Consider the following 26,841-nt stretch of genomic DNA (forward strand, 5'->3'; position numbering starts at 1 on the left):
GACAACGCGGTTAGCGCTCGTTAACCTGATGGGAACGGGTTAACGCTCATTAACACGGACGATGCTCTGACAGGGGGCACCACACCATGCGGCAAGCACCTGTGCTGACGAGTGCGGCGGACCCCGCCTCGGACGCCTGGCAGGCCAACGAGGCGGCCCACCACGCCCTCGCCGACACCCTGCGCGCCAAGCTGGCCGCGGCCCGGCTCGGCGGCGGGGAGAAGGCCCGGGCGCGCCACACCGCACGCGGGAAGCTGCTGCCGCGCGACCGGGTCGACACTCTCCTGGACCCGGGCTCGCCCTTCCTGGAGCTGGCCCCCCTCGCGGCCGACGGGTTGTACGACGGGCAGGCCCCGGCGGCCGGGGTGATCGCCGGTATCGGCCGGGTCAGCGGCCGCGAGGCGGTGGTCGTCGCCAACGACGCCACGGTCAAGGGCGGCACGTACTACCCGATGACGGTGAAGAAGCATCTGCGGGCCCAGGAGGTGGCCCTGGAGAACCGGCTGCCGTGCGTCTACCTCGTCGACTCGGGCGGCGCCTTCCTGCCGATGCAGGACGAGGTCTTCCCCGACCGCGAGCACTTCGGCCGGATCTTCTACAACCAGGCGCGGCTCTCCGCCGCCCGCGTCCCGCAGATCGCCGCTGTGCTGGGCTCCTGCACGGCCGGCGGCGCCTACGTGCCGGCGATGAGCGACGAGGCCGTGATCGTGCGGAACCAGGGCACGATCTTCCTCGGCGGCCCGCCGCTGGTGAAGGCCGCGACCGGCGAGGTCGTCACGGCCGAGGAGCTGGGCGGCGGCGAGGTGCACTCCCGGGTCTCCGGCGTCACGGACCACCTCGCGGAGAACGACGCCCACGCGCTGAGGATCGTGCGGACCATCATGTCCACCCTCCCCGGGCGGGGCCCGCTCCCCTGGCCGGTGGAGCCCGTCGAGGAGCCCAAGGCGGACCCGTTCGGGCTGTACGGTGCGGTGCCGGTGGACTCCCGCACGCCCTACGACGTCCGGGAGATCATCGCCCGGGTCACGGACGGCTCCCGGTTCGCCGAGTTCAAGGCCGAGTTCGGCACCACGCTGGTCACCGGCTTCGCGCGGATCCACGGCCACCCGGTCGGGATCGTCGCCAACAACGGCATCCTGTTCGCCGAATCGGCCCAGAAGGGCGCCCACTTCATCGAGCTGTGCGACCAGCGCGGCATTCCGCTGCTGTTCCTGCAGAACATCTCCGGGTTCATGGTCGGCAGGGACTACGAGGCGGGCGGCATCGCCAAGCACGGCGCCAAGATGGTCACGGCCGTGGCCTGCACCCGGGTGCCGAAGCTGACGGTCGTCGTCGGCGGCTCGTACGGGGCGGGCAACTACTCGATGTGCGGCCGCGCCTACTCGCCCCGGTTCCTGTGGATGTGGCCCAACGCCAGGATCTCGGTGATGGGCGGCGAGCAGGCCGCGTCCGTGCTGGCCACCGTCAAGCGGGACCAGTTGGAGGCGCGCGGCGAGGAGTGGCCCGCGGAGGCGGAGGAGGCGTTCAAGGACCCCGTCCGCGCCCGGTACGAGCAGCAGGGCAACGCGTACTACGCCACGGCCCGGCTGTGGGACGACGGGGTGATCGACCCGCTGGAGACCCGGCAGGTGCTGGGGCTCGCCCTGACCGCATGTGCCAACGCCCCGCTGCCCGAGAGGGACGCGTCGGCGCCCGGCTTCGGCGTATTCCGGATGTGAGGACCACTGTGACGTTCGAAGGACAGCGGATGTTCGACACCGTTCTGGTCGCCAACCGCGGCGAGATCGCGGTACGCGTCATCCGTACGCTGCGGGCCCTCGGGGTCCGCTCGGTCGCCGTGTTCAGCGACGCGGACGCCGACGCCCGGCACGTGCGGGAGGCGGACACCGCCGTCCGGCTGGGCCCGGCGCCCGCCGCCCTGAGCTATCTCTCCGCCGAGCGCCTGCTGGAGGCGGCCCGCCGCACCGGCGCCCGGGCCGTCCACCCCGGATACGGCTTCCTCGCGGAGAACGCCGGCTTCGCCCGCGCCTGCGAGGAGGCGGGTCTGGTCTTCATCGGGCCGCCCGCCGAGGCGATCGCCCTCATGGGCGACAAGATCCGGGCCAAGGAGACCGTGCGGGCGGCCGGGGTTCCGGTCGTACCGGGCTCCTCCGGCTCGGGGCTCACCGACGACCAGCTGGCCGAGGCGGCACGGGAGATCGGCATGCCGGTCCTGCTGAAGCCCTCGGCGGGCGGTGGCGGCAAGGGCATGCGGCTGACCAGGGCGGAGTCGGCCCTGCTGGAGGAGATCGCGGCCGCCCGCCGGGAGGCGCGCGCGTCGTTCGGCGACGACACCCTGCTGGTGGAGCGCTGGATCGACCGCCCGCGGCACATCGAGATCCAGGTCCTCGCGGACGGTCACGGCAACGTGGTGCACCTCGGCGAGCGCGAGTGCTCGCTCCAGCGCCGCCACCAGAAGATCATCGAGGAGGCGCCGTCCGTCCTGCTGGACGAGGGGGTCCGCGCGGCGATGGGCGAGGCCGCGGTGCAGGCGGCCCGGTCCTGCGGCTACCGGGGAGCGGGCACGGTCGAGTTCATCGTCCCCGGCGGCGACCCGTCCTCGTACTACTTCATGGAGATGAACACCCGCCTCCAGGTCGAGCACCCGGTGACCGAACTCGTCACCGGCCTGGACCTGGTGGAGTGGCAGCTGAGGGTGGCCGCGGGCGAGGAACTGCCCTTCGGCCAGGAGGACATCGCGCTCACCGGTCACGCCGTCGAGGCCCGCGTCTGCGCTGAGGACCCGGCCCGCGGCTTCCTGCCCTCGGGCGGCACGGTGATCTCCCTGAGCGAGCCGGCCGGCGACGGGGTGCGCACCGACTCCGGCCTCAGCGAGGGCACGGAGGTCTCCAGCCTCTACGACCCGATGCTGTCGAAGGTCATCGCCTACGGCCCCGACCGGGCGACCGCCCTGCGCAGACTGCGCGCGGCGCTCGCGGACAACGTCACCCTGGGCGTGCCGACGAACGCGGGCTTCCTGCGCCGGCTGCTCGACCACCCCGAGGTGGTCGCGGGCGAACTGGACACGGGACTCGTCGAGCGGGAGGCGGGCTCCCTCGTCGACGGCACGGTCCCGGCGGAGGTGTACGCGGCCGCCGCGCTGCTGCGCGAGGCGCCCGCGCAGGTGGACGCCTCCGGCTGGACGGACCCGTTCTCCGTCCCCGGCGGCTGGCGGCTCGGTGGCGAACCCGCCTGGACCGTCCACCACTTCCGCGTCCCCGGCCGCGACCCGGTGGAGGTCCGGATGCGCGGCTCCGAGGCGGTCCTGGACGGCGGCCCGGTCCGGCATGTCCGGCGCATCGGGCGCGCCGACAGCACCGCGCCGGGCGCGGGCGCGGGGATGGGCACGGGCACGGGGATGGGCGCGGGCGCGGGCGCGGGCACAGGCACGGGCGCGGGCACAAGCGCGGGGACGAGGATGGCCGGGGTCGGGGGAACGGTCAGGGGCGGGGGAACGGTCGGCGTCGAGATCGACGGCGTCACCCACACCTTCCACCACGCCGCCGCCCCCGCCGGGATCTGGCTGGGCCGGGACGGCGACTCCTGGCACGTGCAGGACCACGACCCGGTCGCCGCGGGTCTGAGCGGGGCGGCCCGGCAGGGCGCCGACACGCTCGCCGCGCCGATGCCCGGCACCGTCACGGTCGTCAAGGTGGCGGTCGGGGACGAGGTCGGCGCGGGCCAGAGCCTGCTCGTCGTCGAGGCGATGAAGATGGAGCACGTGATCTCCGCCCCGCACGCCGGGACCGTCACCGAACTGGACGTCGCCCCGGGGGCGACCGTCGTCATGGACCAGGTCCTGGCGGTCGTCGCCCCGCACGGCGGCGAGGGGAAGGAGGGCACACCGTGACCGCGGGACTGCCGATGGAGGTGCCCGCCACCGGGCTGCCGCCCCGCGTGCGGATCCACGAGGTCGGGCCGCGCGACGGGCTGCAGAACGAGCGGCAGGTCGTCCCGACCGGGGTGAAGGCGGAGTTCGTCCACCGTCTCGCCGGGTCCGGGCTGACGACGGTGGAGGCGACCAGCTTCGTCCACCCGAAGTGGGTGCCCCAACTCGCCGACGCCGAGGATCTGTTCCCCCGCCTCGCCGACATCGAGGGGGTGGCCCTGCCGGTCCTCGTGCCCAACGAGCGCGGACTCGACCGCGCCCTCGCCCTCGGGGTCCGGCGGATCGCCGTCTTCGCGTCGGCGACGGAGACCTTCGCCGCCCGCAACCTCAACCGCACGGTCGAGGAGTCGCTGGCCATGTTCGAGCCCGTGGTGGCCCGTGCGAAGGACGACGAGGTCCATGTCCGCGGCTATCTCTCGATGTGCTTCGGCGACCCGTGGGAGGGCCCGGTGCCGGTCCGCCAGGTCGTCCGCGTCGCCCGGCGGCTGATGGACCTGGGCTGCGACGAGCTGAGCCTCGGCGACACCATCGGCGTCGCCACCCCGGGCCATGTGCGGGCCCTGCTCGCCGGGCTCGACGAGGAGGGTGTGCCCACCGGCGCCGTCGGGGTCCACTTCCACGACACCTACGGCCAGGCACTGGCCAACACCCTCGCGGCGCTCCAGCACGGAGTCACCACCGTCGACGCCTCGGCGGGCGGCCTCGGCGGCTGCCCGTACGCGAGGAGCGCGACCGGGAACCTCGCCACCGAAGACCTCGTGTGGATGCTCCACGGCCTCGGCATCGAGACCGGGGTCGACCTCGGCCGGCTCACCGCCACCAGCGTGTGGATGGCCGAACGGCTGGGCCGCCCCAGCCCTTCACGCACCGTTCGCGCCCTCGCGGGCACGGCGTCCCACAAGGAGTCCTAGCCATGCCGCTCGACCACCGCCTCACCCCCGAGCACGAGCAACTGCGCCGCACCGTCGAGGAGTTCGCCCACGACGTGGTCGCCCCCAAGATCGGCGACCTCTACGAGCGGCACGAGTTCCCGTACGAGATCGTCCGCGAGATGGGCCGGATGGGCCTGTTCGGTCTGCCCTTCCCCGAGGAGTACGGCGGGATGGGCGGGGACTACCTCGCTCTCGGCATCGCCCTGGAGGAGCTGGCGCGCGTCGACTCCTCCGTCGCCATCACCCTGGAGGCCGGGGTGTCGCTCGGCGCGATGCCCGTCTTCCGGTTCGGCACCGAGGAGCAGAAGCGCGAGTGGCTGCCCCGGCTCTGCTCCGGTGAGGTCCTCGGCGCCTTCGGGCTGACCGAGCCGGACGCCGGTTCCGACGCGGGCGGCACGAAGACCACGGCCGTACGCGACGAGTCGACCGGCGAGTGGGTGATCAACGGCTCCAAGTGCTTCATCACCAACTCCGGCACCGACATCACGGGCCTGGTCACGGTCACCGCCGTCACCGGCCGCACGGAGGCGGGCAAGCCGCTGATCTCCTCCATCATCGTCCCGTCGGGCACGGCCGGCTTCACCGTCGCCGCCCCGTACTCCAAGGTCGGGTGGAACGCCTCGGACACCCGGGAGCTGTCGTTCTCCGACGTCCGCGTGCCGTTCGCGAACCTGCTGGGCGAGGAAGGCCGGGGCTACGCCCAGTTCCTGCGCATCCTCGACGAGGGCCGGATCGCCATCGCCGCGCTGGCCACGGGGCTGGCGCAGGGCTGTGTGGACGAGTCGGTGAAGTACGCCAAGGAGCGCCACGCCTTCGGCCGCCCGATCGGCGACAACCAGGCCGTCCAGTTCAAGGTCGCCGACATGGAGATGCGGGCGCACATGGCCCGGATCGGCTGGCGCGACGCGGCGTCGCGGCTCGTACTCGGCGAACCGTTCAAGAAGGAGGCGGCACTCGCCAAGCTGTACTCCTCGACGGTCGCCGTCGACAACGCCCGGGACGCCACGCAGATCCACGGGGGCTACGGCTTCATGAACGAGTACCCCGTGGCCCGGATGTGGCGCGACTCCAAGATCCTGGAGATCGGCGAGGGCACCAGCGAGGTCCAGCGGATGCTGGTCGCACGCGAGCTGGGGCTGTCCGGGTAGCCCGGGGCGCCGGGTCCGCGCGGTGGCCGGGATCCCCGCGGTAACCGGGTAGCCGGGTAGCCGGGCCACGCCTTGCGGCCTCGTCCCCGCGGTAGCCGGGATCCCCGCGGTAACCGGGTGGCCGGGTAGCCGGGCCCACGCCTTGCGGCCTCGTCCCCGCGGTGGCCGGCCGCCCGCGCCCGGTGCGGCTCAGCCGCCGCGCCAGACCGGGGCGTGCCTCACCCGCCGCGCCAGGCCGGCGGGCGGCGGACCGACCAGGCGGTGGCGGGGGCGTCCAGGGCCGGACGGGCCCAGGCCGCCGCGGAGGGCGCCCCCGAGGCGGAGGGCGCGGCGGTCCGCTCGGCCCGGCCCGCGGCCAGCACGCGGAGGACCAGTACCAGGGCGGCGAGTTCCTCCGCCGCCGGGGCGCCCCGGACGACCCGGAGGGCGTGGCCGGTCACTGCGGCTGGTTCCCGTGCTTGCGGCTCGGCAGCGGCACGTGCTCGGCACTGAGCATCTCCAGCACCCCGATGAGGCGGACCCGTGTCTCCGCAGGGTCGATCACGCTGTCGACGAGGCCGCGCTCGGCCGCGTAGTACGGGTGCATCAGCTCCGCGCGGTACTCCTCGACGAGCCGGGCACGGATCGCGTCCGGGTCGGCCGCGGCCGCGATCTCGCACCGGACCGGCGTGGGCGCGGGCGCCGTCTTCGCCCCGTCCGCGGGGACCGGCGTGTTCCGGAACTCCAGAGGCGTTTCCTCGGCGACGCTCATACCGGCCACCCTGCCCCCGGGTGCTCAAGGCGGGCTCGACGGCTTCTGTACGCGCGGGTGGAGGACGGCTCGATCCCGCCGGTCCAGCCTGCTGCCATGACACTTCCTCACCGCCGCTCCGTCGTCCTGATGTTCCCGGGGACGGGGGCGCAGCATCCGCAGATGGCGGCCGGGCTCTACGGGCACGAGCCGGTCTTCACCGAAGCCGTTGACGCGGTACTCGGGCTGCTCGGCCCGGACGGCGAGGCCGCCCGGGCGGACTGGCTGGCGCCGGACCCGGTGGAGCCGATGGACTCCGACACCCGGTCCGCGCCCCTGCTGTTCGCCGTCAACTACGCCATGGGGCGCCTGGTCGAGAGCTGGGGGGTGCGCCCCGACGCGTATCTCGGGCACAGCATGGGCGAGTTCACCGCGGCGGTCCTCGCCGGGGTGTTCACCCTGGAGGACGCGGTACGGCTGCTGTGGGAGCGCGTCCGGTTGCAGCGCGCGACCCCGCCGGGAGGGATGCTCGCGGTCGCCGCCGCACCCCGGGAGCTGGCCGGATACCTGGGCGGCGGGGTGGTGGTCGGCGCGGTGAACGGGCCCCGGCACACGGTGCTTTCGGGCCCGGAGGCACCGCTGCGGGCGGTGGCGCGCAGGCTGGCGGCGGACGGCCGGACCTGCCGGCGGCTCGCCGCCCGCAGCCCCTACCACAGCCCGGCGCTGGCGCCGCTCGTCGCCCCGGCCGAGGCCCTGATCCGCCGGCTTCGGCCCGCGCCGCCCCGTACACCGCTGTACTCCGCCTACACCACACGGCTCCTCGGCCGGGAGGACGCGGTGCGCCCGGCGTTCTGGGCGGGCCAGCCGACCGCTCCCGTCCTCTTCTGGCCGACGCTTGAGCGGGTACTGGCGGCGGGCGGCCGGCTCCTCGTCGAGGCCGGGCCGTCGCAGAGCCTCGCCGTGATCGCCCGGGGGCACGGGGCGGTGCGCACCGGCCGCAGCGAGGTGGTCGCCACGCTGCCGCCCCGGGCGATGGGCCCCGAGGCGGACCGGCGGAGCGTCCGCGAGGCGCGCGCACGCCTGCCGGCCGGGGCGGGCCCGGCCGGGGGCGCCGCAGGTCACTCGGGCAGGTTGCCGGTCGACCTGCCCGCCTCGTAGGGGCTGCTCACCCCGTCGTAGGCCAGGTGCAGCACCATGCCGTCCCGGGCGTGGTCCAGGTTGTGGCAGTGGTCCATCCACAGGCCGGGGTTGTCGGCGCGGAAGGCGACCTCGTACCGCTCACCTGGTGCGACGTTCAGGGTGTCGGTCCACCAGGGGCTGCCGGTCGCCCGCTCGCCGTCCCGGGACAGCACGAGCATGCGGTGGCCGTGCAGGTGCATGGGGTGGTCGTCGAGGCTCCGGTTGACGAACGCGGTGCGCACCCGGTCCCCCTCGCGCACGAGCAGCGCGGGGACGTCCGGGTAGACGGCGTTGTTGACGGTCCACATCAGCATGGGGCGGCCGTCGAAGAACCCGAGGCTGTTGCCGAGGACCAGATGGAAGTCGCGGTCGTAGGCGGTGCCGGGGCCGAAGGGGGCGGACGCGGGCGAACCGTAGCGCAGGGGGTCGAAGAGCGGGCCGTCGGCGGGCGGCGGCGGGGCGGCGGTGCCGCTCGGGTCCATCAGGAGCGACGCCGTCTGCACCCGGCCCGTGCCGTACGCGCCGTCCTCGCCGCAGCCCTCGAAGCCGCCACCGGCACCGGAGGCGTTGGCGTCACCCGACACGGTCAGGTGCACCGGCCCGGCGGGCTGGCGGAAGACCACGTCGAACCGGCCGCCACCCGCGATCAGCAGCCGCTCGCCTTCGAGTGCGGTGGGGCCCGACACGTCGTTGCCGTCGATCGCGGCGACCCGGAAGGGGGCCCCGGCGAGCGAGTAGGTACGGGGGCAGTTGTCGGCGTTGACCAGGCGCAGCCGGACCGGGGTGCCCTCGGGCACCTTCTCGCGACGCAGGCGGGTGTCGTCTCCCAGCGCGGTGCGCATCACCCCTCCGGGTCCGTGGGGCCCGGCGGGGGCGCCCCCGCCACCGGCCGCGCCCTCGACGGGCCATGCGTGGGCGACGACGGTACGGTCGACGCCCACCGGGCGCTCCGCCGGCTCCTCCACGATCAGCGCACCGAACAGGCCCCGCCGCACCGCGGTGCCGGACTGCTGGTGCGAGTGGTACCAGAAGGTGCCCGCGCGGGGCGGGCGGAAGCGGTACACATGGCGCCCTCCGGGCCGTACCGCGTCCTGGGTGACACCGGCCACGCCGTCCTCGGCGACCGGGACGTCGACACCGTGCCAGTGCACGGTGACTCCTTCCTCGACGTCCTGGTTGACCAGGACCACCTCCACCAGCTCGCCCCTGCGCACACGGAGTTCGGGGCCGGGGAGCCGCCCGTTGAAGGCGAGCGCGGCCACCCTCTCCCCCGATGCCAGGCGCAGGGAGCGCTCCGTCGCGGTCAGTGTGAAGCGCCGGTCGGGTGTGCCGGTCCGGGGACCGGTGAGTGCGGCGAGGTCGCGGGCCGGGGCCCGCCCAGCCGCCGGGCCTCCGCCGGTGTCGTAGGCGTGCCGGTGGTGGGAGTCGCCCATCCGGCCCGGCAGCCGGCTCTGCTGCGCGGCGAGGGTGCAGCCGCCCGCGGCGAGCACCGCGACCGCCGTCGCGACCGCGGTCGAGCGCAGCAGTCTCCCGGCCGTGGACGGCGCCCGCAGGCCGGGTGCCTCCAGGGCGGCCAGGCGCCGCTGCTGGAGCAGCAGCAGTGCGCCGGCGGCCACGGCCAGCACGGCCAGTTCGAGTACGAGCAGGCCGGCGTAGGGCGGGGCGGGCGGATGCAGGGTGAGGGCCGCGGCGGCGAGGGACGCGGCGAAGCAGGACCGGACGGGCACCACGAGCCGGGGGTCGGCGGCGGCGCGGCGCAGCTCGTCCAGGCCGGCCCCGGACCGGTCCCGCACGGGCGTCCGGTCCCGGGCGGACCCCCGGTCCTGCACGGACGCGCTTTCCCCGGCGGAGTTCCGGTCCCGCACGGAAGCCCGGTCCGGTACGGAAGCCCGGCCCTGCGCGGGCGTCCCGTCACACCCGGACCGGCATTCCCTCGTGGACCCGCCGTCCCGTCCGGACGCGCCGCCCCGCGCGGTCCCCCGGTCCCGCACCGAAGCCCGGTCCCGCACGGACGCGCTTTCCCCGGCGGAGTTCCGGTCCCGCACGGAAGCCCGGCCCTGCGCGGGCGTCCCGTCACACCCGGACCGGCTTTCCCTCGTGGACCCGCCGTCCCGTCCGGACGCGCCGCCCCGCGCGGTCCCCCGGTCCCGCACGGGGGCCCGGTCACCCCCGGACGCGTGGTCGTCCGATGCGCCCGGGTCTCCGGGCGTGGAGCCGGCTGAGCGCGCGGGGGGCGCCGGCACCCGCCCCTCCGCCCGCGCGGCCTCCCGCTGTGCCGGTGCGGGGCCCCGCGGCGGGCCGGACGCGGCCGTGGGCACCGCCGCGGGCGCCCCGTCCGCGATCTCCGGTGCCGCGGGGGCTTCCGCAGCCGGTGCCGTGCGTGCCGCGAGCCGCCGGTACGCCGGCAGGGCGAGCGTTCCCGCGGCCACACCCGCCAGGACCAGGGGCACGGCCGCGAACAGCACGAAGTCGGCGGCGGCCGTCCACCCCGCGGCCAGGGCGAGGGCGGCGGCGAGGGCGACCCGCAGCGTGAGCACCAGCAGGGAGACGGACAGCAGGACGAGGCCCAGCCGGGCCCTGCGCCGGATCGACCGCGCCGTGCCGCGGGTCGCCAGGCTCCGGGCGCCGCGCGCGGCGAATCCCCAGAAGACCGCGGCCAGGACCGCCCACAGCAGGTTCTGCTCGAAGAGGTTCTCCACCATGTGTGCAGCGTGACGTGCGCCCTTCGAGCCTGCCTCGAGGCCGCTGGACGATGCTCGCCGCGGCCGCGGCAGTCGCCCCGGCCGGGGCGCGTCGAAGGGGAGACGGGATGCGGGAGAGACGATGTGCGCTGGTGACCGGCGGGTCGAGGGGGATCGGCCGCGCGGTCGCGGTCCGGCTCGCGCGGGCGGGATACGACATCGGTTTCTGCTCCCGCTCCGCGGACGGGGAGGCCCTGGAGACGGCCCGTCTCGTCGCCGGAGCCGGGGCGGCCGTCCACCACGCCGTCTGCGACGTCACCGACGCGGAGGCGGTCCGCGCTTTCACCGGTGAGGTCGAGGAGAAGCTGGGAGCGCCGCACGCGGTGGTCAACTCCGCGGGTGTGCTGCGGGACCGCCCGATGGCGCTGATGTCGCCGCACGACTGGCACTCCGTGGTCGGCACCAGCCTGGACGGGACGTTCAACGTCTGCCGTGCGGTGGTACGGGGCCTGATCACCCGCCGGGCCGGCGCCGTGGTGAACGTCTCGTCCGTCATCGGGGTGTACGGGAACCCGGGGCAGACGAACTACGCCACGGCCAAGGCGGGGCTGAACGGCCTCACCCGGGCGCTCGCCAAGGAGGTCGCCCCCTACGGCGTGCGGGTCAACGCGGTGGCACCCGGCTTCATCGACACCGACATGCTCGACGGCATGCCGGACAGGGCCCGTGCGGCGGCTGTGGGAAAGGTCGCCATGGGCCGCTTCGGCACCGCCGCGTCGGTCGCCGAACTGGTCGCGTTCCTGCTGTCGGACGCCGCCGACTACATCACCGGCCAGGTGGTGCAGATCGACGGCGGGATATCCCTGTGAGGGGGCGGACGTGGACGTGACCTCGCACGGTGTGCCGTCCGGCGCGGCGGCCCGGCCGCCGGGCGGCCGCGCCCCGGTGCGTGCGCTGTTCCGGGAGCGCTGGTTCAGCACCCTCTTCATGACCGACATGTGGGAGCGGTTCAGCTTCTACGGGATGCAGGCGCTGCTCTTCCTCTACGCGACCGCTCCGCGGGCGGAGGGCGGTCTCGGCTTGTCCGCCGGCACGGCCGGCGCACTCTTCGGGCTCTACGTCTCCGCCTCGTTCCTGGCCGCCATGCCCGGAGGCTGGCTCGGTGACCGGGTGCTCGGCACGCACCGGGCGATGCTGGGCGGGGCCCTGGTGATCGCGGCCGGCCATGCCTGCATGGCCGTCCCGGCGCGCTCCACCTTCTATCTCGGCCTGCTGCTGGTGGCGTGCGGGACGGGGCTGCTCAAGCCCAACCTGCCGGTCATGTTCGACCAGATGAACCCCGGGGCCGGCAGCGCGCAGCGCCAGGCCGCGTTCTCCCTCTTCTATATGAGCATCCAGGTCAGTGCCCTGATCGGCCCGCTGGTCACCGGCGCCCTGGGCGAACGCGTCGACTGGCACCTGGGTTTCGGCGCCGCCGCGGTCGGGATGGTCTTCGGCGTAATCCAGTACCTGCATGGTGCACCGACCCTGCGCGGGGCGCGGACCGGGCCCAGCCGGCCGCTCCCGCCCGCGGAGCTGCGCCGGCTGGTGCGGGGCGCCTGGGCGGCACTGGCGGGTGCGGTGCTGCTCGCCGCGGGGGTCTGGTCGGTGGGCGGGCTGCCGCTGCACCCTGTGCTCGCGCTGTGCGGGCTGGCGTCGCTCGCGGCCCCCGTCTGGTACTTCCGGCGCCTGCTGCGCGGGGCGGACCTCGGGGAGGCGGAGCGTGCGCGCGTTCGCGGGTACCGGCGGATCTTCGTGCCGTCGGTGCTGTTCTGGGCGATGTACGGCCAGCTCGGCTCGGTCTTCAGTCTGTTCGCGCGGGAGCACACCGATCGCGGGATCGCCGGATTCACCGTTCCCGCGAGCTGGTTCCAGTCCGCGCACCCGCTCTTCCTGCTGATACTGGCCCCGCTCTTCGCCTGGCTGTGGCTGCGGATCGGGGGCGGGGCGGGAGTGCTGCGGAAGTTCTCCGCCGGACTGCTGTGCGCGGCGGCCGGGTTCGCCGTCCTCGCGACCGGGGCGTGGTTCGCGGAGGGCGGCGAGATGAAGGTGTCCGCCGTCTGGCTGCTGGGCGCGTTCCTCTGGATGTCCTGCGGCGAGCTGGTGTTCGGACCGGTCGGGCTGAGCGCCACGGCGGAGACGGCACCCGAGGGGCACCGCAGCCGCATGATGGGCCTCTTCTATCTGGGTGCCGCGCTGGGGGCCGGCCTCGGCGGTCAGCTCTCCCATCTGGTGGGCGTTCTGCCGCTGTGGGTCTATCTGGCGGGATTCGCCGCCGCTGCCGTCGTCACGGCGTCGCTGCTGTCCCGCGCGGCCGCCGGCGGGGCGACCCGGACGGCCGGCCGGGACACCGCCGGGGAAGCGGACCGGGACACCCCCGGGGAAGCGGGCCGGGAGGGCGGCGGGGAGAGCGCGGGGGCGACCGGCCCGGGAACCGGTCAGGGGACCGACCCTGGAGCCGGCCCAGGAGCCGGCCAGGGAGCCGGCCAGGGAACCAGCCAGGGAACCAGCCAGGGGACGGCTCAAATCTGACGTCGAGTTGGTCTGGACTCGCTCTCAAGCCGTCATGTCCAGCATCGGAAACCGGCAGGCCCGACCGCTCACGGACCCGCCGCAAGCCCGACCGCTCCGGGCGCCATCCGAAGGAGTACCCATGGCTCATCGCACACTCATCGTCGCGCGGATGGACCACGACGACGCGGAGAAGGTGGCCGCGCTCTTCGCCGAGTCCGACGCGACCGGTCTGCCGCACATGATCGGGGTCCAGCGGCGCACCCTCTTCCGCTTCCACGGCCTGTACTTCCACCTGGTGGAAGCGGAGGAGCCGATCGGCGGCCGTCTCTACCAGGCCCGCAGCCACCCGCTCTACCAGGACGTCAACACCCGGCTCCAGGAGTTCATGACGCCGTACGACCCCTCCTGGCGGGAGCCGAAGGACTCCATGGCCGAGCCCTTCTACACCTGGACCCCCTGAGACGTCCGCCGCACCGTCCCGCGTCCCGCGATCCGGTCCGGGAATTCCGTCCCCACCTGTGGAGCACCTATGCAGACCACCGACCTGACCAAGGTCGCCATCGACGACGTGCCGCCGAACCGCAAGCGCGGAGGCGATCTGCGCGTCCTGCTCAGCCCCAAGACCTGCGGAGCGACCTCGGGGTTCATGGGCGTGGGCACCCTGGAGCCCGGCGAGTTCGTCTCCGAGCACTACCACCCGCACTCCGAGGAGTTCTTCCACGCCGTCCGCGGGACGGTCCTGATCCGGGTGGAGGGCCGCGAGCTCCTGCTGGAGCCCGGCGAGTCCTTCATGGTCCCGATCGGCGTGCGGCACCGCATCGAGAACCCGGGCGGCGAGCAGGCGTTCGTGGCCTTCTTCCTCAGCCCCCTCGCCCCGAGGCCCGAACTCGGCCACGTCGACTGCGAGCCCCTGCCCGGCGAGGGCACCCTGCCCGAGGTGGGGGAGGTGACATGGCCCCGCGCGCAGTGATCACCGGCATCGGGGTCGTCGCCCCGGGGCAGCCCGGCCGGGAGGCGTTCTGGGAGATGATCGTCAAGGGCCGGACGGCGACCCGGCGCATCACCCTGTTCGACCCGGCGCCGTTCCGCAGCCGCATCGGGGCGGAGTGCGACTTCGATCCCGAGCGGGCCGGGCTGTCCTACCAGGAGATCCGGCGCACGGACCGGGCCGGCCGGTTCGCCCTGGTCGCGACACGGGAGGCGCTGGCCGACAGCGGGCTCGACCCGGACGGGCAGGACCCGCACCGGGTCGGCGTGAGCGTCGGCAACGGCGTCGGCAACGCCATCTCCATGGAGCAGGAGTACCGCACGGTCAGCGACAACGGCCGCGAATGGCTGGTCGACCAGGGCTATATGAAGCCGCATCTCTACTCGTATGTGATGTCCAGTTCGCTGGCGACCGAGGTGGCGTGGGCCGCCGGGGCCGAGGGACCGGCGACCGTGGTGAGTTCGGGCTGCTGCGCGGGCATCGACGCCGTCGGCTACGCGGTCGACCTCATCCGCGAGGGTTCGGCCGACGTGATGGTCGCCGGTGCGACCGACGCCCCGATCTACCCGATCACCGTGTCCTGCTTCGACACCCTGAGGGCCTCCTCCACCAGCAACGACGACCCGGAGCACGCCTGCCGCCCGTTCGACCGGCGGCGCAACGGGCTGGTACTGGGCGAGGGCTCGGCGGTCTTCGTGATCGAGGAGCTGGAGCACGCCCGCCGCCGGGGCGCCCGGGTCTACTGCGAGGTCGCCGGCTACTCGGCCCGCGCCAACGGCTACCACATGACGGGGCTGCGCCCCGACGGGCGGGAGATGGGCGAGGCGATCACCGCCGCGCTCGACGAGGCCCGGATCAATCCGGACGAGGTCGACTACGCCAACGCCCACGGCAGCGGCACCAGGCAGAACGACCGCCACGAGACCGCCGCCTACAAGCGGAGCCTCGGCGAGCACGCCTACCGCGTCCCGATCAGCTCCATCAAGTCCATGGTCGGCCACTCGCTGGGCTCGATCGGCTCGATCGAGATCGCCGCCAGCGCGCTGGCGATCGACCGCGGCGCCATCCCGCCCACGGCCAACTACGAGGAGCCGGACCCGGAATGCGACCTTGACTATGTGCCGGGCACCGCCCGCGAGGCGGAACTCGACGTCGTGCTCAGCGTCGGCAGCGGTTTCGGCGGGTTCCAGAGCGCCATGGTGCTCACCTCACCGAGGAGGATCCCGTGAGCGCCCCCGTCATCACCGGGCTGGGCGTCGTCGCGCCCAACGGGCTGGACCGCGAGGCGTGGTGGCAGGCGACCCTGGACGGGAAGTCCGGCCTCGGCCGGATCAGCCGGTTCGACCCCGGCCGCTACCCGGTGCGGGTCGCGGGCGAGGCCACCGGCTTCGACCCGGCCGACCACGCGCCGCAGCGCCTCGTCAGCGAGACCGACGCCATGACCCAGTACGCCTTCGCCGCCACCAACGAGGCGCTGGCCGACGCGGCCGTGGCCCCGGACGCGCTCACCGACCTGGAGATGGCCGTCATCACCGCCAACTCCTCGGGCGGGGTCGAGTTCGGCCAGCGGGAGCTGCAGAAGCTGTACGCCGAGGGGCCGCAGGCGGTGGGCGCGTACATGGCCATCGCCTGGTTCTACGCCGCGACCACCGGTCAGTTGTCCATCCGGCACGGCATGCGCGGGCCGTGCGGCGTGCTGTGCTCGGAGCAGGCCGGCGGACTGGACGTGCTGGCGCAGGCCCGTCGGGTCCTCGCCAAGGGCACCCGGCTGGTGGTCTCCGGGGGCACCGACGCCTCGCTGTCCCCTTACGGGCTGGTCTGCCAGCTCTCCAACGGCAGGCTGAGCGAGGAGCCGCGCCCGGACCGCGCGTACACGCCGTTCGACCGCACCGCGAGCGGCTACGTGCCGGGGGAGGGCGGTGCGATCCTCGTCGTGGAGGGCCGTGACGACGCCCGTGCCCGGGACGCGGCGCGGATCTACGCCGAGATCGCCGGCTACGCGGCCACCTTCGATCCCCGTCCCGGCTCGGGCCGCCCGCCCGGGCTCCGGCGGGCCGCCGAACGCGCCCTGGCCGACGCCGGAGCGGCGCCGTCGGACATCGACGTGGTCTTCGCCGACGGCTACGGCGTGCCGGAACTGGACCGTCAGGAGTCCGAGGCGATCACCGCGGTCTTCGGTCCGCGTGCGGTGCCGGTGACGGTACCCAAGACGATGACCGGCCGACTCTACGCGGGTGGCGCGGCACTCGACACGGCGGCCGCGGTCCTCGCGCTGCGCGACCAGGTGATCCCGCCGTCGGTCAACGTCCGCCCGGACCCGGAGCATCGGCTCGACATGGTGACGGACCGGCCGCGCGAGGCGCGCCTGCGAAGCGCGCTCGTCCTGTCCCGTGGCTACGGGGGTTTCAACGCCGCCGTCGTCCTGCGGACCGTGTGACGGCCCGGTCCGCGACCACCGCGGCATCCACCGGCCCCCGGCCCCGGTCCCGGCCCCCGGCCACCGGCGGCACCGCGTCCAGGGCGCTTCCCCGCCACGACCCGTCCCCCAGTCCCCCAAGTCCGCCCGTCCCCAAGTCCCCCAGTCCCCCAGTCCGACCGTCGGTCCGCCGGTCACCGGTTCCCAGTCCCCGAGTCCCCAGTCCCCCAGTCCGTGCCCTCGCCCACGACCCGCGCACGACTCGCCCCGAACCCGCGCACCCGCGCGCCCTCGCATGCACCCGTACCCCTTCACCCGTTCACCCGTTCACCCGTTCACCCGTGCACGCGCGCACCCTCGCAGGCACATCCCAAGGAGGAAGAGATGAGCAGCAGCATGACCTTCGGCGACCTCAAGGCGATCATGGGCAGGTGCACCGGTGACATCGAGGAGCTCACCGAGGACCACCTCGGCACCGCCTTCACCGACCTCGGCTACGACTCGCTCGCCGTGCTGGAGATCGCCAGCCAGATCCAGCGGGAGTACGGCCTGCAGATACCGGACGAGGCCATCGAGGACATGACCTCGCCCCAGAGCGTGATCGACTACGTCAACACCGGCCTCGCGGCGGTCTGACATGGCCCTCACCGACAACACCGTCGTCATCGACGCGCCCATGGAACTGGTCTGGGAGATGACCAACGACGTCGGGTCCTGGCCGCAGCTGTTCTCGGAGTACGCCGGGGCCGAGATCCTCGGCCGCGACGGGAGCACCGTCCGGTTCCGGCTCACGCTCCACCCCGACGAGGACGGCAGGGTGTGGAGCTGGGTCTCCGAGCGCACGCCCGACCCGGACACCCGGACCGTGCGGGCGCGGCGGATCGAGACCGGGCCCTTCGAGCACATGGACATCTTCTGGACGTACACCGCGACCGACGGAGGTGTCGAGATGCGCTGGCGGCAGGAGTTCACCGTCCGGTCCGGACTGCCCTTCGGCGAGGAGGAGATGACCGACCGGCTGAACACCAACACCCGGCGGGAGATGCGGCGGATCAAGGCGCTGGTGGAGAAGGCCGCCGCGGAACGGGCCGCGGCGGTGCGGCCGTGACGCCCTCGGTACCCGGGCTGCGCGTTCTGCTCCGTATCCGCATCGCGCCGGGGCGGGAGGCGGAGTTCGAGCAGCTGTGGCGGGATCACGCCGAGACCGTCCGCGGCTTCCCCGCCAACCACGGTCAGCAGCTGCTGAGGCTGAGCGGGGAGGAGGGCACGTACACCGTACTCACGGACTGGACGGACGAGCCGTCCTTCCGGGCCTTCGAGCGCAGTGCCGAGCAGCAGGCCTACCTCCGCCGGCTCTGGCCGATGCGCGCGGGCGGCGAGATGCAGCTCCTCGAACCGCTCCACGAACTGTCGCCGGCCCGGACGGCCGGACCGCGACCCCGACATCCCGAGACCACGACCTCCAGGAGGACCGGATGAGTGTGCAGCAGGAGCAGGTGGCCGAACTCGTCGACATCGTCGAGTCGGTCCCGTCCAGGCAGCTGGAAGCGGCCGTGGCGCAGCGGGAAGGCGGCCTGGACGGGGCGCTCAAGCTGATATTCGAGCTGCTGGTGTCGGAGTTCAACCCCGTCAAGGCGAAGGGGGAGAAGGGCGTCTTCCAGTTCGACATCGCCTCCGCCGAGGGGCAGAAGCTCCACTACGTGCACGTGGAGGACGGCGTCTGCCGGACCGACAAGGGGCTGCACGGGAGTCCGGACATCACCATCGGGATCAGGTTCCCGGACATGCTGGCGATGGGTGTCGGCAAACTCCCCGGCGCCAAGGCGTTCCTGACCGGGAAGCTGAAGCTGCGCGGCAGCCCGCTGATGGGCACCAGGCTCGGCGAGTGGTTCGACCACCCGGAGGTGTGAGGAGGGGGAGACTCGGAACCGCCGCCGAACCCGAGGGCCCGGCGGCGGTCCGGTCCCGGACGGGCGGCGGCGGCCGGCGTCAGTCGACCCCCAGGACGGACATGTGAGCGATCGACAGCATGGCCTGTTCGTGGACGAGGGTCAGATACGCGTCCGGGTGCACGGGCCGCCGGCTGTTCTCGAGGTAGGGCTCCAGCCACGCGTCGGCGTCCTGGCCGAAGCAGCGGTCCGTCAGGTAGCCGACGACGTCATAGGGGTGGCCGTCGTATTGGATCACCCGGACCAGAGCGTCCACGTGCAGGAACAGCGCCGTGCGGACGATCGTCGCATGGTCGTCCGAGAGGAGCAGGGACGCCTTGCGGTTGGCGGTGGCGCGTGCCTGGGCCAGCTCCGCACCCGCCCCCGGGCGCAGCGGAAGGCGGAGGGCGACGGTGCCCGCCGCCGGCCGCTCGTCGGGGCTGTGCTGCTCCAGCACGGTCATGAGACTGCGGTGGAAGTGCCGCCGGAAGCCCTCGGGGGTCTCGGTGTCGCGCGGCTCGGCGAGATAGGGCAGGATGGCCCGCTCCGCCTCGTGCACCCCCTTCTGCACCGACATGTGACGGGCGACTCTGGCGGCGCTGACCCCGTCGTGGTGGATCACCCTGACCAGGGTGTCCCCCTGGACGAACAGGCCGGTACCCAGGAGCATCCCGACGGTCTCACCCGCTTCGTCCCTGATCACCGGTGAATCGACCCGGGTGAAGTTGTGCGGCGAGAAGACCTCGGTCAGCTCGTCCTCATGTCCGGGGCGGACGCGGTAGGTGATGGCGTCCAATGGCATGGCGGTTCCTCCTCGGGAACGTCGGCTGGACTTCAGGGGGTGGCGAGCACCGCGACCGTGACCGCGGTGAGGGCGAGTCCGGCGAGCGCCGTGCGCAGTCGGTGCCAGGCGCGCCACCGGGGCCTCGGGTCCTGCCAGGGGCCGTTCTCGCCGAGAGCGCTCAGCGAGCGGTTGATCGGCACGTTCCCGAGGTGCGAGACCGCCTGGACCCCGACGAGCAGTACGGAGGCCAGCGGGAACAGTGCCCGGCCCGGCCCCTCGGCGAGCCAGCCGAGCGCGAGTCCGCAGAGGGTCACGACGTTGACCAGGATCGGCATCAGCGGGTGGTAGCCCCTGCCCAGCAGGGCATGGGCCCGCAGGTACTCGGCACGCCCCATCGCCGACATGGCGGGCGCCACGCTGACCAGGACGGCCACGAAGATCCCCGTGACGGTCCCTGTCCCGATCAGCACGACCCCGCTCAGCACTTCCTCAAGCATCACGACTCCCAATCCAGGTTGGATGTGCACGCCACGTTGCCGCCGCCTGCTCGATTCGCTGTGGAGGGGCGCTCGACGGCCTGCGCGGCCGCGCGGCCGGCCGGCTGCCCGCCGGGCTCCCCGCGGAGTCGTCCCCCGGTGGTCGAGCCGTCTTCGAGTCCGCTTCGACCTGCTGCTCCGACAGTCGGGGCAGTGGTCCCGCCGCGACGTGCGGCGGGAGGTCCGGGAAGGTGGATCGTGGTGGAACCGGTGCAGATACTGATGCCCGCGGCGCTGCTCGCAGGCGGTCTCGCGGCCGGGGGCCTCGCCGTCTCCGTGCTCGCGGCACCCCTGTTCACCACGCTGTCCACCGGGATGTACGTCCCGGTGCACAAGGGGCTCGTCACCCGGTTCGACCCGTTCATGCCCATCTCGCTGCTCAGCTGCCTGCTGTGCGACGTTGCCCTGGCCGCCACCGCCCCGGTGACCGCCGTACGGCTGCTCGCGGCTCTGGGGGCACTGCTGCTGGCCGCCGCCATGACCGTGTCGCTCACCAAGAACGTGCCGATCAACCGCTGGCTGTCGACGCTCGACCCGCAGCGGCTGCCCGCGGACTTCGAGCGCCTGGACCCGCGCGAGCGCTGGATCCGCTGGAACCGCGTCCGGGGCGCGCTCGCCGTCGCGGCGCTGCTGGCGAACGTCGCCTGCACCGCCGTACTCCTCTGACGCTCCATCCCCCGTCCCCCGTCCCCCATCCCCCGACCCCCGACCCCCGGCCTGAAAGAAGGTGTGGACACCATGACCGTGGACACCGTGACCGGTGTGGTGGGCCCGGCGATCACCGCCGCGCTGCCGCCGCACGTACGGCTTCTGCTGCTGACGGACGGCAAACGGATATCCCGGGTGCTGCACGTGCTCGCCGAACTGGGCATCGCCGACGAACTGGCCGGCGGCCCGCTCACGGTGCCGGAACTGGCCGAGCGGACCGGCACCCACGGAGACTCCCTGGGCCGCGTGCTGCGCGTCGCCGCCGCCTTCGGGGTGTTCGCCGAGCGGCCGGACGGAAGGTACACCCTCAACGACGTCGGCGAGGCCCTGCGCTCCGACGTGCCCGGCAGCCAGCGGGACATGGTGCTCTACAACGGCGACGAGATGCTGTGGCGCTCCTACGGCCAGCTGATGCACACGGTGCGCACCGGGCAGCCGGCCTTCGAGGCCGCCTACGGGCACGGGTTCTTCGAGCACCTGGAACAGGACCCTCGGGCCGGAGCCCTGTTCGACCGGGCGATGACCGGGATGAGCAGGGCCACGGCCCGGATGCTGCTCGACGGCTTCGACTTCGGGCGCTTCGGCCGGATCGCCGACGTCGGCGGCGGCCGGGGCTGGTTCCTCGCCGAACTCCTCGGGCGCCACCCGCGGATGCGCGGCACTCTCGTCGACCGCCCGGCGGTGGTGGAGGAGGCGCACAGGCTGTTCGACGAGGCGGGAGTCACGGACCGCGTGGAGGTGGTACCCGGTGACTTCTTCGGCGAGCTGCCGCGGGGCCGCGACGCCTATGTCCTGAAGGCGGTGCTGCACGACTGGGACGACGAGCGGGCTGCCGCGATCCTCGGCCGGGTCCGCGAGGCCCTCGCCGGCCGCCCCGAAGGGCGCCTGCTGGTCTGCGAGTTCCTGGTCGGCCCGGCCAACGAATGGGACCGGGGGAAGCTCCTCGATCTGGACATGCTCATCCGCTTCGGCGGACGCGAGCGCTCGGAGGAGCAGTGGCGGGCGCTGCTCGCGACCGCCGGCTTCGAGCTGGTGAACGAGCCGGTCGCCGGGCGCTGGGCGGTTCTCGAATGCCGCCCCGTCCCGGGGACCCGCTGAACGGAACCGGCGAAGCGGCGAAGCGACGAAGCGACGAAGCGACCGAGCAACGAACCGGCGAAGCGACGGGCTCGACGTGCCCGGCCGGCCTGAAGGGCCCCAAGGGCCCGGCTGGCCTGGCCGGGGCCCGCGGACCCCGGGAACGGGACGGACCTGCACCCGCGACCACGGTCGCGAGAAGACGGAGGATTGGCATGGAACTCCAACTGGTCGGCAAGAACGCGCTGGTCACCGGCGGAAGCCGAGGTATCGGGCGGGCGGTCGTGCTGGCGCTGGCCAAGGCCGGCGCCACCGTGGTGACCTGCTACCGGCAGGACGGCGAGGCGGTGGACAGCCTCAACCGCGAACTGAAGGAGATCGGCGGCGAGCACGCGCTGGTGCGCGCCGACGTGGGAACCGCGGAGGGAGCGGAACTGCTGCTGCGGGAGTGCCGGGACCGGTTCGAGTCGCTGGACGTACTGGTCAACAACGCGGGGGTCATCAGCCAGATACCCTTCGCCCAGCTGCCGTTCGAGGAGTGGGAGAGGGTGGTCACCACCAATCTCACCGGCCCCTTCATGGTGATCAGCAAGGCGCTCCCGCTGCTGCGCGAGGGCTCCTCGGTGATCAACATCGGATCCCGCGGCGCCATGGCGGGCATCCCGCTGCGCGGGCACTACACCGCGTCCAAGGCGGGCCTCGTCGGGCTCACCCGTTCGCTGTGCAAGGAACTCGGCGGCAAGGGCATCCGCTTCAACGTCGTCGCTCCCGGCGTCATCGACACCTCGGAGCCCGACGAACTCACCGACGAGCAGCGCGCGGCGTACAACGAGCGCTATCTGCGCATGATGGCGCTGGGGCGGTTCGGGCGCCCGGAGGAGATCGCGGGGGCGGTGCTGTTCCTCGCGAGCGAGCTGTCCACCTATGTCAACGGCGAGACCCTGCACGTCGACGGGGGTGTCTGAGGTGACCGAGCGGTCCGGAACGTTCCGGGTACTGCTGACCGTGCAGGTCAGACCGGGTATGGAGGCGGACTTCGAGAAGGTCTGGGCGGAGGGCGGCAAGGAGGTCACCGCCCAGCCGGCGAACCTGGGCCACACCCTGGCGCGCGGCGCCGGGGACGGTGAGGGCTCCGTCTACTACGTGGTGAGCGACTGGACGGACCGGGAGTCGTTCCTCGGCTTCGAGCGCAGCCCGGAGCATGTGCGGCACCGCGAGAAGCTGCACCCGTACCGCACGGGCGGTTCGCTCGCGACGATGCACCTGGTGGAGGTCGCGGGATGAGCGGGGCGCCGGGGCGGGTCCGGGTCCTGCTGTACCTGCGGGCCTCGCAGCAGGACGTGCCCGCGGTCGAGGAGGCGTACCACCGGATCAGCCGGGACCTCGCGGGAACCCCGGGCCTGCTGGGCAACGAGCTGCTGCGCGAGGTCACGGACCGGGGTGCCTACGCGGTGCTCAGCGAGTGGGAGAGCATGGCCGCCTTCCGCGGCTGGGAGGCCGGCTCGGCGCACCGCGGGACGACCTCCCCGCTGCGCCCCTACCAGGACTCCGAACGCCGCAGCCCCTTCGCCCTGTTCGAGGTGGGCGCGGAGTACTGACCCGGCACATCCGCCGGGCGCCCGGCAGCGCTGTGCCGTGGAGAGCGGTCGCTCTCCACGGCACAGCCGTCTGCGCGGTCTTCGGGCGTGCGCCCGGCGGGCGTCCGGCGGCACACGCCGGGGGGGCGCACACGGCCGAGGCGGCGCGCACACGGGGAGCCGGGCACCCGGCGACGGGCAGCCGGCGGCACGCCGGGCCGCGCACACGGCCGAGGCGACGGGCAGTCGGCGGCGGACGTCCGGCGACGGGCAGACGGGCCGCGCGCCCCCGGCGGCGGGGAGCCGGGCACCCGGCACCCCGGCCCCGGCCGCCCACGCACACACGGCGGCACGCCCGTAGACACACCTGTAGGCACACCCGGCAGGACGCGCCCGGCAGCCGGACGGCTACCCGGCCGCGCGCACACGGGAGCGGTCGCGTACCCGGCGTCCCGTCCCCGGCCGCACGCACACGGGAGCGGTCGCGTACCCGGCGTCCCGTCCCCGGCCGCACGCACGGCGGCGGGCACCCGGGGGCCGGAGGGGGCCGGCCGCCGGGTGCCCGCAGCGGCGCGCCGCGGACCGGCCGTCAGGGAAGGCGTACGACCTGGCCCGCGTAGACCAGTCCGGCGCCGAACCCGACGAGGAGTGCGAGGCCGCCGCTGGGCGCCCGGCCCGAGGACAGCAGTTCGTCCATCGCGAGGGGTATGGACGCCGCGGAGCTGTTGCCGCTGGCGGTGATGTCACGGGCGACCGCGGTCCGTTCGCCCAGCCCCAGCTCCCCGACGACGAAGTCGGTGATCAGCATGTTGGCCTGATGGGGGATGAAGGCGTCGAGCCGGTCGACGGTGACGCCCGCGAGGTCGAGCATCCGCCGGGTGGCGGGGACGAGTTCGGTCGTCGCCCAGCGGTAGACCTTCCAGCCCGCCATGGTGATGGCGGGCCGGTCGCCGGGCCGTACGCCGCTGCCGTCGTGCCAGGGCGAGGTCATCTTGAGGGCCGCGTTGCGGGATCCGTCGGCCCGCCACACCACGGGGCCGACGCCCGGTTCGTCCGACGGGCCGACGACCACCGCACCGGCGCCGTCGGCGAAGAGGAACGCGGTGTCCCGGTCCGAGTGGTCGAGGATGTCCGTCATCCGCTCCGCGCCGATCACCAGGACGTGGTCGGTGCGGGCCATCCGCACCAGGTCGCTCGCCAGCGCCAGCGCGTGGCAGAAGCCCGCACAGGCCGCCGAGACGTCGAAGGCGGCGGCCTCCCGGGCCCCCAGCCGGTGCGCGACCTCGACGGCCACGGCGGGCATCTGCTCCATCGAGGTGATGGTCGCCACGATGACCGCACCGATCCGGTCGGGGCCGACGCCCGCGGCGGCGAGTGCCTTCTCGGCGGCGGCGGTCGCCATCGCGGGCAGGGTCTCCTCCGGGGAGGCGTAGCGGCGGGAGCGTATGCCCGAGCGGCTCTCGATCCAGTCGGGGTCGAGGCCGGTGCGGTCGGCGATCTCGGCGTTGGGCACGGACCTCTCGGGTCGGTACGCACCGACTCCCAGGAGTCTGCTGTGACGCAGGACCCGGGTGTCCTGGATCGTGGTCGTCGTCATGGTGCCGGGGGTCCTTTCGGGGCGTTCGATCCGTATCGGGGGCCGTGTGCCGCGAGGGGTCAGCGGGCCGTGGTCCTGGCGGCGGCCGGATTCCGGCGGCCGCGGCGGGTGGGCCCCCAGGGCTTGTAGGTGGACACGGCCGTCATGAAGACGAGGCTGAGCAGGGCGAGGGCCGAGGCGCCGGACATGGACCAGCCGACGGTGTCCAGTTCGCCGCCGCGTACCGGGGCCTGCTCGTCGACCAGTTCGTTCGCCCTGAGGATCAGCTGGTGGATGACGGCGAAGCCGAGCAGCATGACGCCCATCGTGGTGAAGAACTTGACGGCGACCCATTTGCGTTGCAGCAGGCCCCACTTGGTACCGGCCCCCACGACGATCCCGGTGATGAGGGCGAACATGCTGGTCATTCCGAGGAAGATCTCGTCGAGCATGGACATGGTGCGGTACATCGCGGCCTGCTGCTCGGCGCTGCTCGTGGTGGCGCCGGCCACCGACATGGCGAACATCCCGGTCACCAGTCCCAGCCAGCCGACCGAGATGGCGACATGCGCGGTGAGGACCGCCTTGCGGAGGCGCTGCGAGATCATCCGGTCGCGGTCGCGGCCCTCCGCCATCCACCGGTTGACGGAGGGGACGTAGAGCAGGACGAGTCCGGCGACGGAGGGCACCAGGCTGGCGACGGCGAGGCTCGCCTGGAGCGGACCCACCAGCGGCCGCCCGCCGAGTCCCGCGAGGCCGAGGCCGGTGAAGAGCAGGCCCAGGGCGGTGAACACGGTGAGCATCACCCGGCCCCACTGGCGGCCCGCCCGCAGCATCTCGGCGAAGAAGCCGAACAGCGCGCAGAACGCGATGGTCAGCACCAGGTCGCCGGTGGTCGAGGCGCCGGCGACACCGGTCTCCACCTGGTGGGCGATCTCGAAGACGTTGCTCGCGATCGCGGCGAGTGTCGCCGCGATCACCATGGCGTAGGCCCAGCCGACGGCTGCCGGGGGGCGGGCGAGTGCCGCGGCCCCGGCACGGGTGGGGCGGGTGGCCCTGGCGGGCGGGCGGGCCTCGCCTGCCTCCCCGGCGGCTCGCAGCTGATCGGTCCGGTCTGTGGTGGTCACCGTCGCGCCTCCTCGTGGACAGGCGCGTGCGCCCCACGGCTGCGGGGCTCTGATGCGCCGTCGGTAGCGGGGTCATGGCGCGATCAGCGTCACCGGGCGGCCTCGAAGGCGGCTCGAAGGCCGGTGGACCGCCAACCGGCGTGTACGGATCAGACCGGGGCCGGCGTGTACGGGATCGGACAGATCGGCGGGTACGGGCTCAGCCCGGTCGGCGTGTACGGGCCCGGGCCCGGGCCGGGGTAAACGGGCCCAGGCGCGGTCGGCGTGTACGGGCCAGGGCGAACGGGCTCAGGCCCGGGCGTACGGGCTCAGGCCCGGTCGGCGTCGTCCAGGCAGTGCACGAACTTGGTGAGCAGCCGCGCGAAATCCCGCTGCTCCTCGCCGCTCCAGCCGTCGAGCACGGCGGAGTAGAAGCGCTGCCGGGTGATATGCGCCGCCGCCACGGCGTCCCGGCCGGCCGCGGTGAGTTCCAGGCAGCTGCGCCGGCCGTCCTCCTGTGAGGCGACCCGCCGGACGAAGCCGGACCTGACCGCGTCGGCGACGATCCGGCTGGCCCGCGACGGGTCGATGGCGAGCCGGTCCGCCACGAACCCCACGGTGACGTCCCGCCCGTCCTCGCCGGCGCCCTCGTCGACCGCGTCCACGACGGCGAGGGTGTTGAGGTCGACCGGCTCCGCCATGCCCCTGACGACGGGCCTGGCCAGGCTCCGCCGGGACTGCCTGCGGCGGATGCGGATCATCGCCAGCTCGACGGCGTCGAGCACGGCCGGGTCCGCGGCGCCGCTCTTCTCCGGGCCGCTCTTCTCCGGGCCGCTCTTCTCCGGGCCGCCCCGGGGACGGCTCCTCTTCTGGATCGGGTCTGAGGTGCTCACCTTTTCCAGGTTACCCGCATGTGACTGGACGGGACATTTCCGGGTGTGGCACCATTATGTGCGTGAGTCACGCATGTGTGACGGGCATGCATGACATGCGT

28 protein-coding genes are annotated in these 26,841 nt (G+C 73.6%); 20 read left to right on the forward strand and 8 right to left on the reverse strand.

From position 1 onward, the window contains the following. Window positions 1-86 precede the first annotated feature (86 nt). From DDQ41_RS07290 to DDQ41_RS07305, 4 genes are read left to right on the forward strand one after another with little or no spacing between them, the layout of a single operon-like run. Window positions 87-1,718 carry a carboxyl transferase domain-containing protein gene (locus tag DDQ41_RS07290; RefSeq protein WP_109293743.1) on the forward strand — a complete coding sequence of 544 codons (1,632 nt, stop codon included), beginning with the start codon at window positions 87-89 and terminating at the stop codon, window positions 1,716-1,718. A 29-nt stretch (window positions 1,719-1,747) separates the two neighbouring features. Then, window positions 1,748-3,889 carry an acetyl/propionyl/methylcrotonyl-CoA carboxylase subunit alpha gene (locus tag DDQ41_RS07295; RefSeq protein ID WP_109293744.1) on the forward strand — a complete coding sequence of 714 codons (2,142 nt, stop codon included), beginning with the start codon at window positions 1,748-1,750 and terminating at the stop codon, window positions 3,887-3,889. A gap of 14 nt (window positions 3,890-3,903) precedes the next feature. Further along, window positions 3,904-4,839, forward strand: a complete 936-nt coding sequence (locus tag DDQ41_RS07300) for a hydroxymethylglutaryl-CoA lyase (RefSeq protein ID WP_174720353.1) — start codon at window positions 3,904-3,906, stop codon at window positions 4,837-4,839. A 2-nt stretch (window positions 4,840-4,841) separates the two neighbouring features. Then, complete coding sequence (locus DDQ41_RS07305; protein ID WP_109293746.1) at window positions 4,842-6,008, forward strand: acyl-CoA dehydrogenase family protein; 1,167 nt, start codon at window positions 4,842-4,844, stop codon at window positions 6,006-6,008. 218 nt (window positions 6,009-6,226) lie between these two features. On the opposite strand, the gene DDQ41_RS07310 is transcribed toward DDQ41_RS07305, so the two are convergent. Both DDQ41_RS07310 and DDQ41_RS07315 read right to left on the reverse strand, forming a co-directional pair. Beyond that, window positions 6,227-6,448 carry an acyl-CoA carboxylase epsilon subunit gene (locus DDQ41_RS07310; RefSeq protein ID WP_109293747.1) on the reverse strand — a complete coding sequence of 74 codons (222 nt, stop codon included), beginning with the start codon at window positions 6,446-6,448 and terminating at the stop codon, window positions 6,227-6,229. After that, window positions 6,445-6,759, reverse strand: a complete 315-nt coding sequence (locus DDQ41_RS07315) for a carboxyl transferase domain-containing protein (RefSeq protein WP_109297592.1) — start codon at window positions 6,757-6,759, stop codon at window positions 6,445-6,447. The genes DDQ41_RS07310 and DDQ41_RS07315 overlap by 4 nt, the downstream gene beginning before the upstream one ends. A gap of 96 nt (window positions 6,760-6,855) precedes the next feature. Between DDQ41_RS07315 and DDQ41_RS07320 the strand changes: the two genes are divergently transcribed. Further along, a complete protein-coding gene (locus DDQ41_RS07320; RefSeq protein WP_167450241.1) occupies window positions 6,856-7,896 on the forward strand; it encodes an acyltransferase domain-containing protein in 1,041 nt (346 codons plus the stop codon). Here DDQ41_RS07320 and DDQ41_RS07325 read toward each other — a convergent pair. Continuing rightward, the gene (locus DDQ41_RS07325; protein ID WP_109293748.1) at window positions 7,857-10,619 is read right to left on the reverse strand and encodes a multicopper oxidase domain-containing protein; all 2,763 of its coding nucleotides are present in this window, start codon (window positions 10,617-10,619) and stop codon (window positions 7,857-7,859) included. The genes DDQ41_RS07320 and DDQ41_RS07325 overlap by 40 nt on opposite strands. 107 nt (window positions 10,620-10,726) lie before the next feature. Here DDQ41_RS07325 and DDQ41_RS07330 point away from each other — a divergent pair, with 107 nt between their 5' ends. The 10 genes from DDQ41_RS07330 to DDQ41_RS07375 all read left to right on the forward strand — a co-directional run bounded on the left by DDQ41_RS07330 (window position 10,727) and on the right by DDQ41_RS07375 (window position 18,465). Then, the gene (locus DDQ41_RS07330) at window positions 10,727-11,467 is read left to right on the forward strand and encodes an SDR family oxidoreductase (RefSeq protein WP_109293749.1); all 741 of its coding nucleotides are present in this window, start codon (window positions 10,727-10,729) and stop codon (window positions 11,465-11,467) included. Between the two features lie 10 nt (window positions 11,468-11,477). Then, complete coding sequence (locus tag DDQ41_RS07335; RefSeq protein ID WP_262508381.1) at window positions 11,478-13,169, forward strand: peptide MFS transporter; 1,692 nt, start codon at window positions 11,478-11,480, stop codon at window positions 13,167-13,169. A 121-nt stretch (window positions 13,170-13,290) separates the two neighbouring features. Beyond that, a complete protein-coding gene (locus DDQ41_RS07340) occupies window positions 13,291-13,611 on the forward strand; it encodes a TcmI family type II polyketide cyclase (protein ID WP_109293750.1) in 321 nt (106 codons plus the stop codon). Window positions 13,612-13,680: 69 nt separating this feature from the next. Beyond that, window positions 13,681-14,121: a cupin domain-containing protein gene (locus DDQ41_RS07345; protein ID WP_109293751.1), complete on the forward strand. Its 441-nt coding sequence runs from the start codon at window positions 13,681-13,683 to the stop codon at window positions 14,119-14,121. After that, window positions 14,103-15,368, forward strand: a complete 1,266-nt coding sequence (locus DDQ41_RS07350) for a beta-ketoacyl-[acyl-carrier-protein] synthase family protein (protein WP_109293752.1) — start codon at window positions 14,103-14,105, stop codon at window positions 15,366-15,368. Before DDQ41_RS07345 ends, DDQ41_RS07350 begins: the two co-directional genes overlap by 19 nt. Then, complete coding sequence (locus DDQ41_RS07355) at window positions 15,365-16,576, forward strand: ketosynthase chain-length factor (protein WP_109293753.1); 1,212 nt, start codon at window positions 15,365-15,367, stop codon at window positions 16,574-16,576. The genes DDQ41_RS07350 and DDQ41_RS07355 overlap by 4 nt, the downstream gene beginning before the upstream one ends. Before the next feature lie 363 nt (window positions 16,577-16,939). Continuing rightward, on the forward strand, window positions 16,940-17,191 hold the full coding sequence (locus tag DDQ41_RS07360; protein ID WP_109293754.1) for an acyl carrier protein: 252 nt from the start codon (window positions 16,940-16,942) through the stop codon (window positions 17,189-17,191). 1 nt (window position 17,192) lies between these two features. Then, the gene (locus tag DDQ41_RS07365; protein ID WP_109293755.1) at window positions 17,193-17,663 is read left to right on the forward strand and encodes an SRPBCC family protein; all 471 of its coding nucleotides are present in this window, start codon (window positions 17,193-17,195) and stop codon (window positions 17,661-17,663) included. Further along, entirely contained in the window at window positions 17,660-18,034 is a 375-nt protein-coding gene (locus DDQ41_RS07370) for an antibiotic biosynthesis monooxygenase family protein (RefSeq protein WP_109293756.1), read from the forward strand. The genes DDQ41_RS07365 and DDQ41_RS07370 overlap by 4 nt, the downstream gene beginning before the upstream one ends. Then, the gene (locus tag DDQ41_RS07375) at window positions 18,031-18,465 is read left to right on the forward strand and encodes an SCP2 sterol-binding domain-containing protein (RefSeq protein ID WP_109293757.1); all 435 of its coding nucleotides are present in this window, start codon (window positions 18,031-18,033) and stop codon (window positions 18,463-18,465) included. Before DDQ41_RS07370 ends, DDQ41_RS07375 begins: the two co-directional genes overlap by 4 nt. Window positions 18,466-18,544: 79 nt before the next feature. On the opposite strand, the gene DDQ41_RS07380 is transcribed toward DDQ41_RS07375, so the two are convergent. Then, complete coding sequence (locus DDQ41_RS07380) at window positions 18,545-19,285, reverse strand: SchA/CurD-like domain-containing protein (RefSeq protein WP_109293758.1); 741 nt, start codon at window positions 19,283-19,285, stop codon at window positions 18,545-18,547. A 32-nt stretch (window positions 19,286-19,317) separates the two neighbouring features. Next, window positions 19,318-19,764 carry a DUF1772 domain-containing protein gene (locus DDQ41_RS07385; protein WP_109293759.1) on the reverse strand — a complete coding sequence of 149 codons (447 nt, stop codon included), beginning with the start codon at window positions 19,762-19,764 and terminating at the stop codon, window positions 19,318-19,320. Window positions 19,765-20,001: 237 nt separating this feature from the next. Here DDQ41_RS07385 and DDQ41_RS07390 point away from each other — a divergent pair, with 237 nt between their 5' ends. The 5 genes from DDQ41_RS07390 to DDQ41_RS07410 all read left to right on the forward strand — a co-directional run bounded on the left by DDQ41_RS07390 (window position 20,002) and on the right by DDQ41_RS07410 (window position 23,186). Next, on the forward strand, window positions 20,002-20,469 hold the full coding sequence (locus DDQ41_RS07390) for an anthrone oxygenase family protein (protein ID WP_245990947.1): 468 nt from the start codon (window positions 20,002-20,004) through the stop codon (window positions 20,467-20,469). Between the two features lie 72 nt (window positions 20,470-20,541). Further along, on the forward strand, window positions 20,542-21,609 hold the full coding sequence (locus DDQ41_RS07395; protein WP_109297594.1) for a methyltransferase: 1,068 nt from the start codon (window positions 20,542-20,544) through the stop codon (window positions 21,607-21,609). Between the two features lie 194 nt (window positions 21,610-21,803). Further along, the gene (locus DDQ41_RS07400) at window positions 21,804-22,553 is read left to right on the forward strand and encodes an SDR family NAD(P)-dependent oxidoreductase (protein WP_109293761.1); all 750 of its coding nucleotides are present in this window, start codon (window positions 21,804-21,806) and stop codon (window positions 22,551-22,553) included. 1 nt (window position 22,554) lies between these two features. Continuing rightward, window positions 22,555-22,872 (forward strand): antibiotic biosynthesis monooxygenase family protein, encoded by a 318-nt coding sequence (locus tag DDQ41_RS07405; RefSeq protein ID WP_245990944.1) that lies wholly within the window; start codon window positions 22,555-22,557, stop codon window positions 22,870-22,872. Continuing rightward, window positions 22,869-23,186, forward strand: a complete 318-nt coding sequence (locus DDQ41_RS07410) for an antibiotic biosynthesis monooxygenase family protein (protein ID WP_109293763.1) — start codon at window positions 22,869-22,871, stop codon at window positions 23,184-23,186. Before DDQ41_RS07405 ends, DDQ41_RS07410 begins: the two co-directional genes overlap by 4 nt. A gap of 568 nt (window positions 23,187-23,754) precedes the next feature. Here DDQ41_RS07410 and DDQ41_RS07415 read toward each other — a convergent pair. From DDQ41_RS07415 to DDQ41_RS07425, 3 genes are all read right to left on the reverse strand, one after another. Next, the gene (locus tag DDQ41_RS07415; protein ID WP_109293764.1) at window positions 23,755-24,762 is read right to left on the reverse strand and encodes a beta-ketoacyl-ACP synthase 3; all 1,008 of its coding nucleotides are present in this window, start codon (window positions 24,760-24,762) and stop codon (window positions 23,755-23,757) included. A 59-nt stretch (window positions 24,763-24,821) separates the two neighbouring features. Continuing rightward, complete coding sequence (locus tag DDQ41_RS07420; RefSeq protein ID WP_262508382.1) at window positions 24,822-25,868, reverse strand: hypothetical protein; 1,047 nt, start codon at window positions 25,866-25,868, stop codon at window positions 24,822-24,824. Between the two features lie 308 nt (window positions 25,869-26,176). After that, window positions 26,177-26,740: a MarR family winged helix-turn-helix transcriptional regulator gene (locus DDQ41_RS07425; protein WP_245990939.1), complete on the reverse strand. Its 564-nt coding sequence runs from the start codon at window positions 26,738-26,740 to the stop codon at window positions 26,177-26,179. Window positions 26,741-26,841: the final 101 nt, after the last annotated feature.

The organism is Streptomyces spongiicola (genome assembly GCF_003122365.1).
GTDB lineage: Bacteria > Actinomycetota > Actinomycetes > Streptomycetales > Streptomycetaceae > Streptomyces > Streptomyces spongiicola.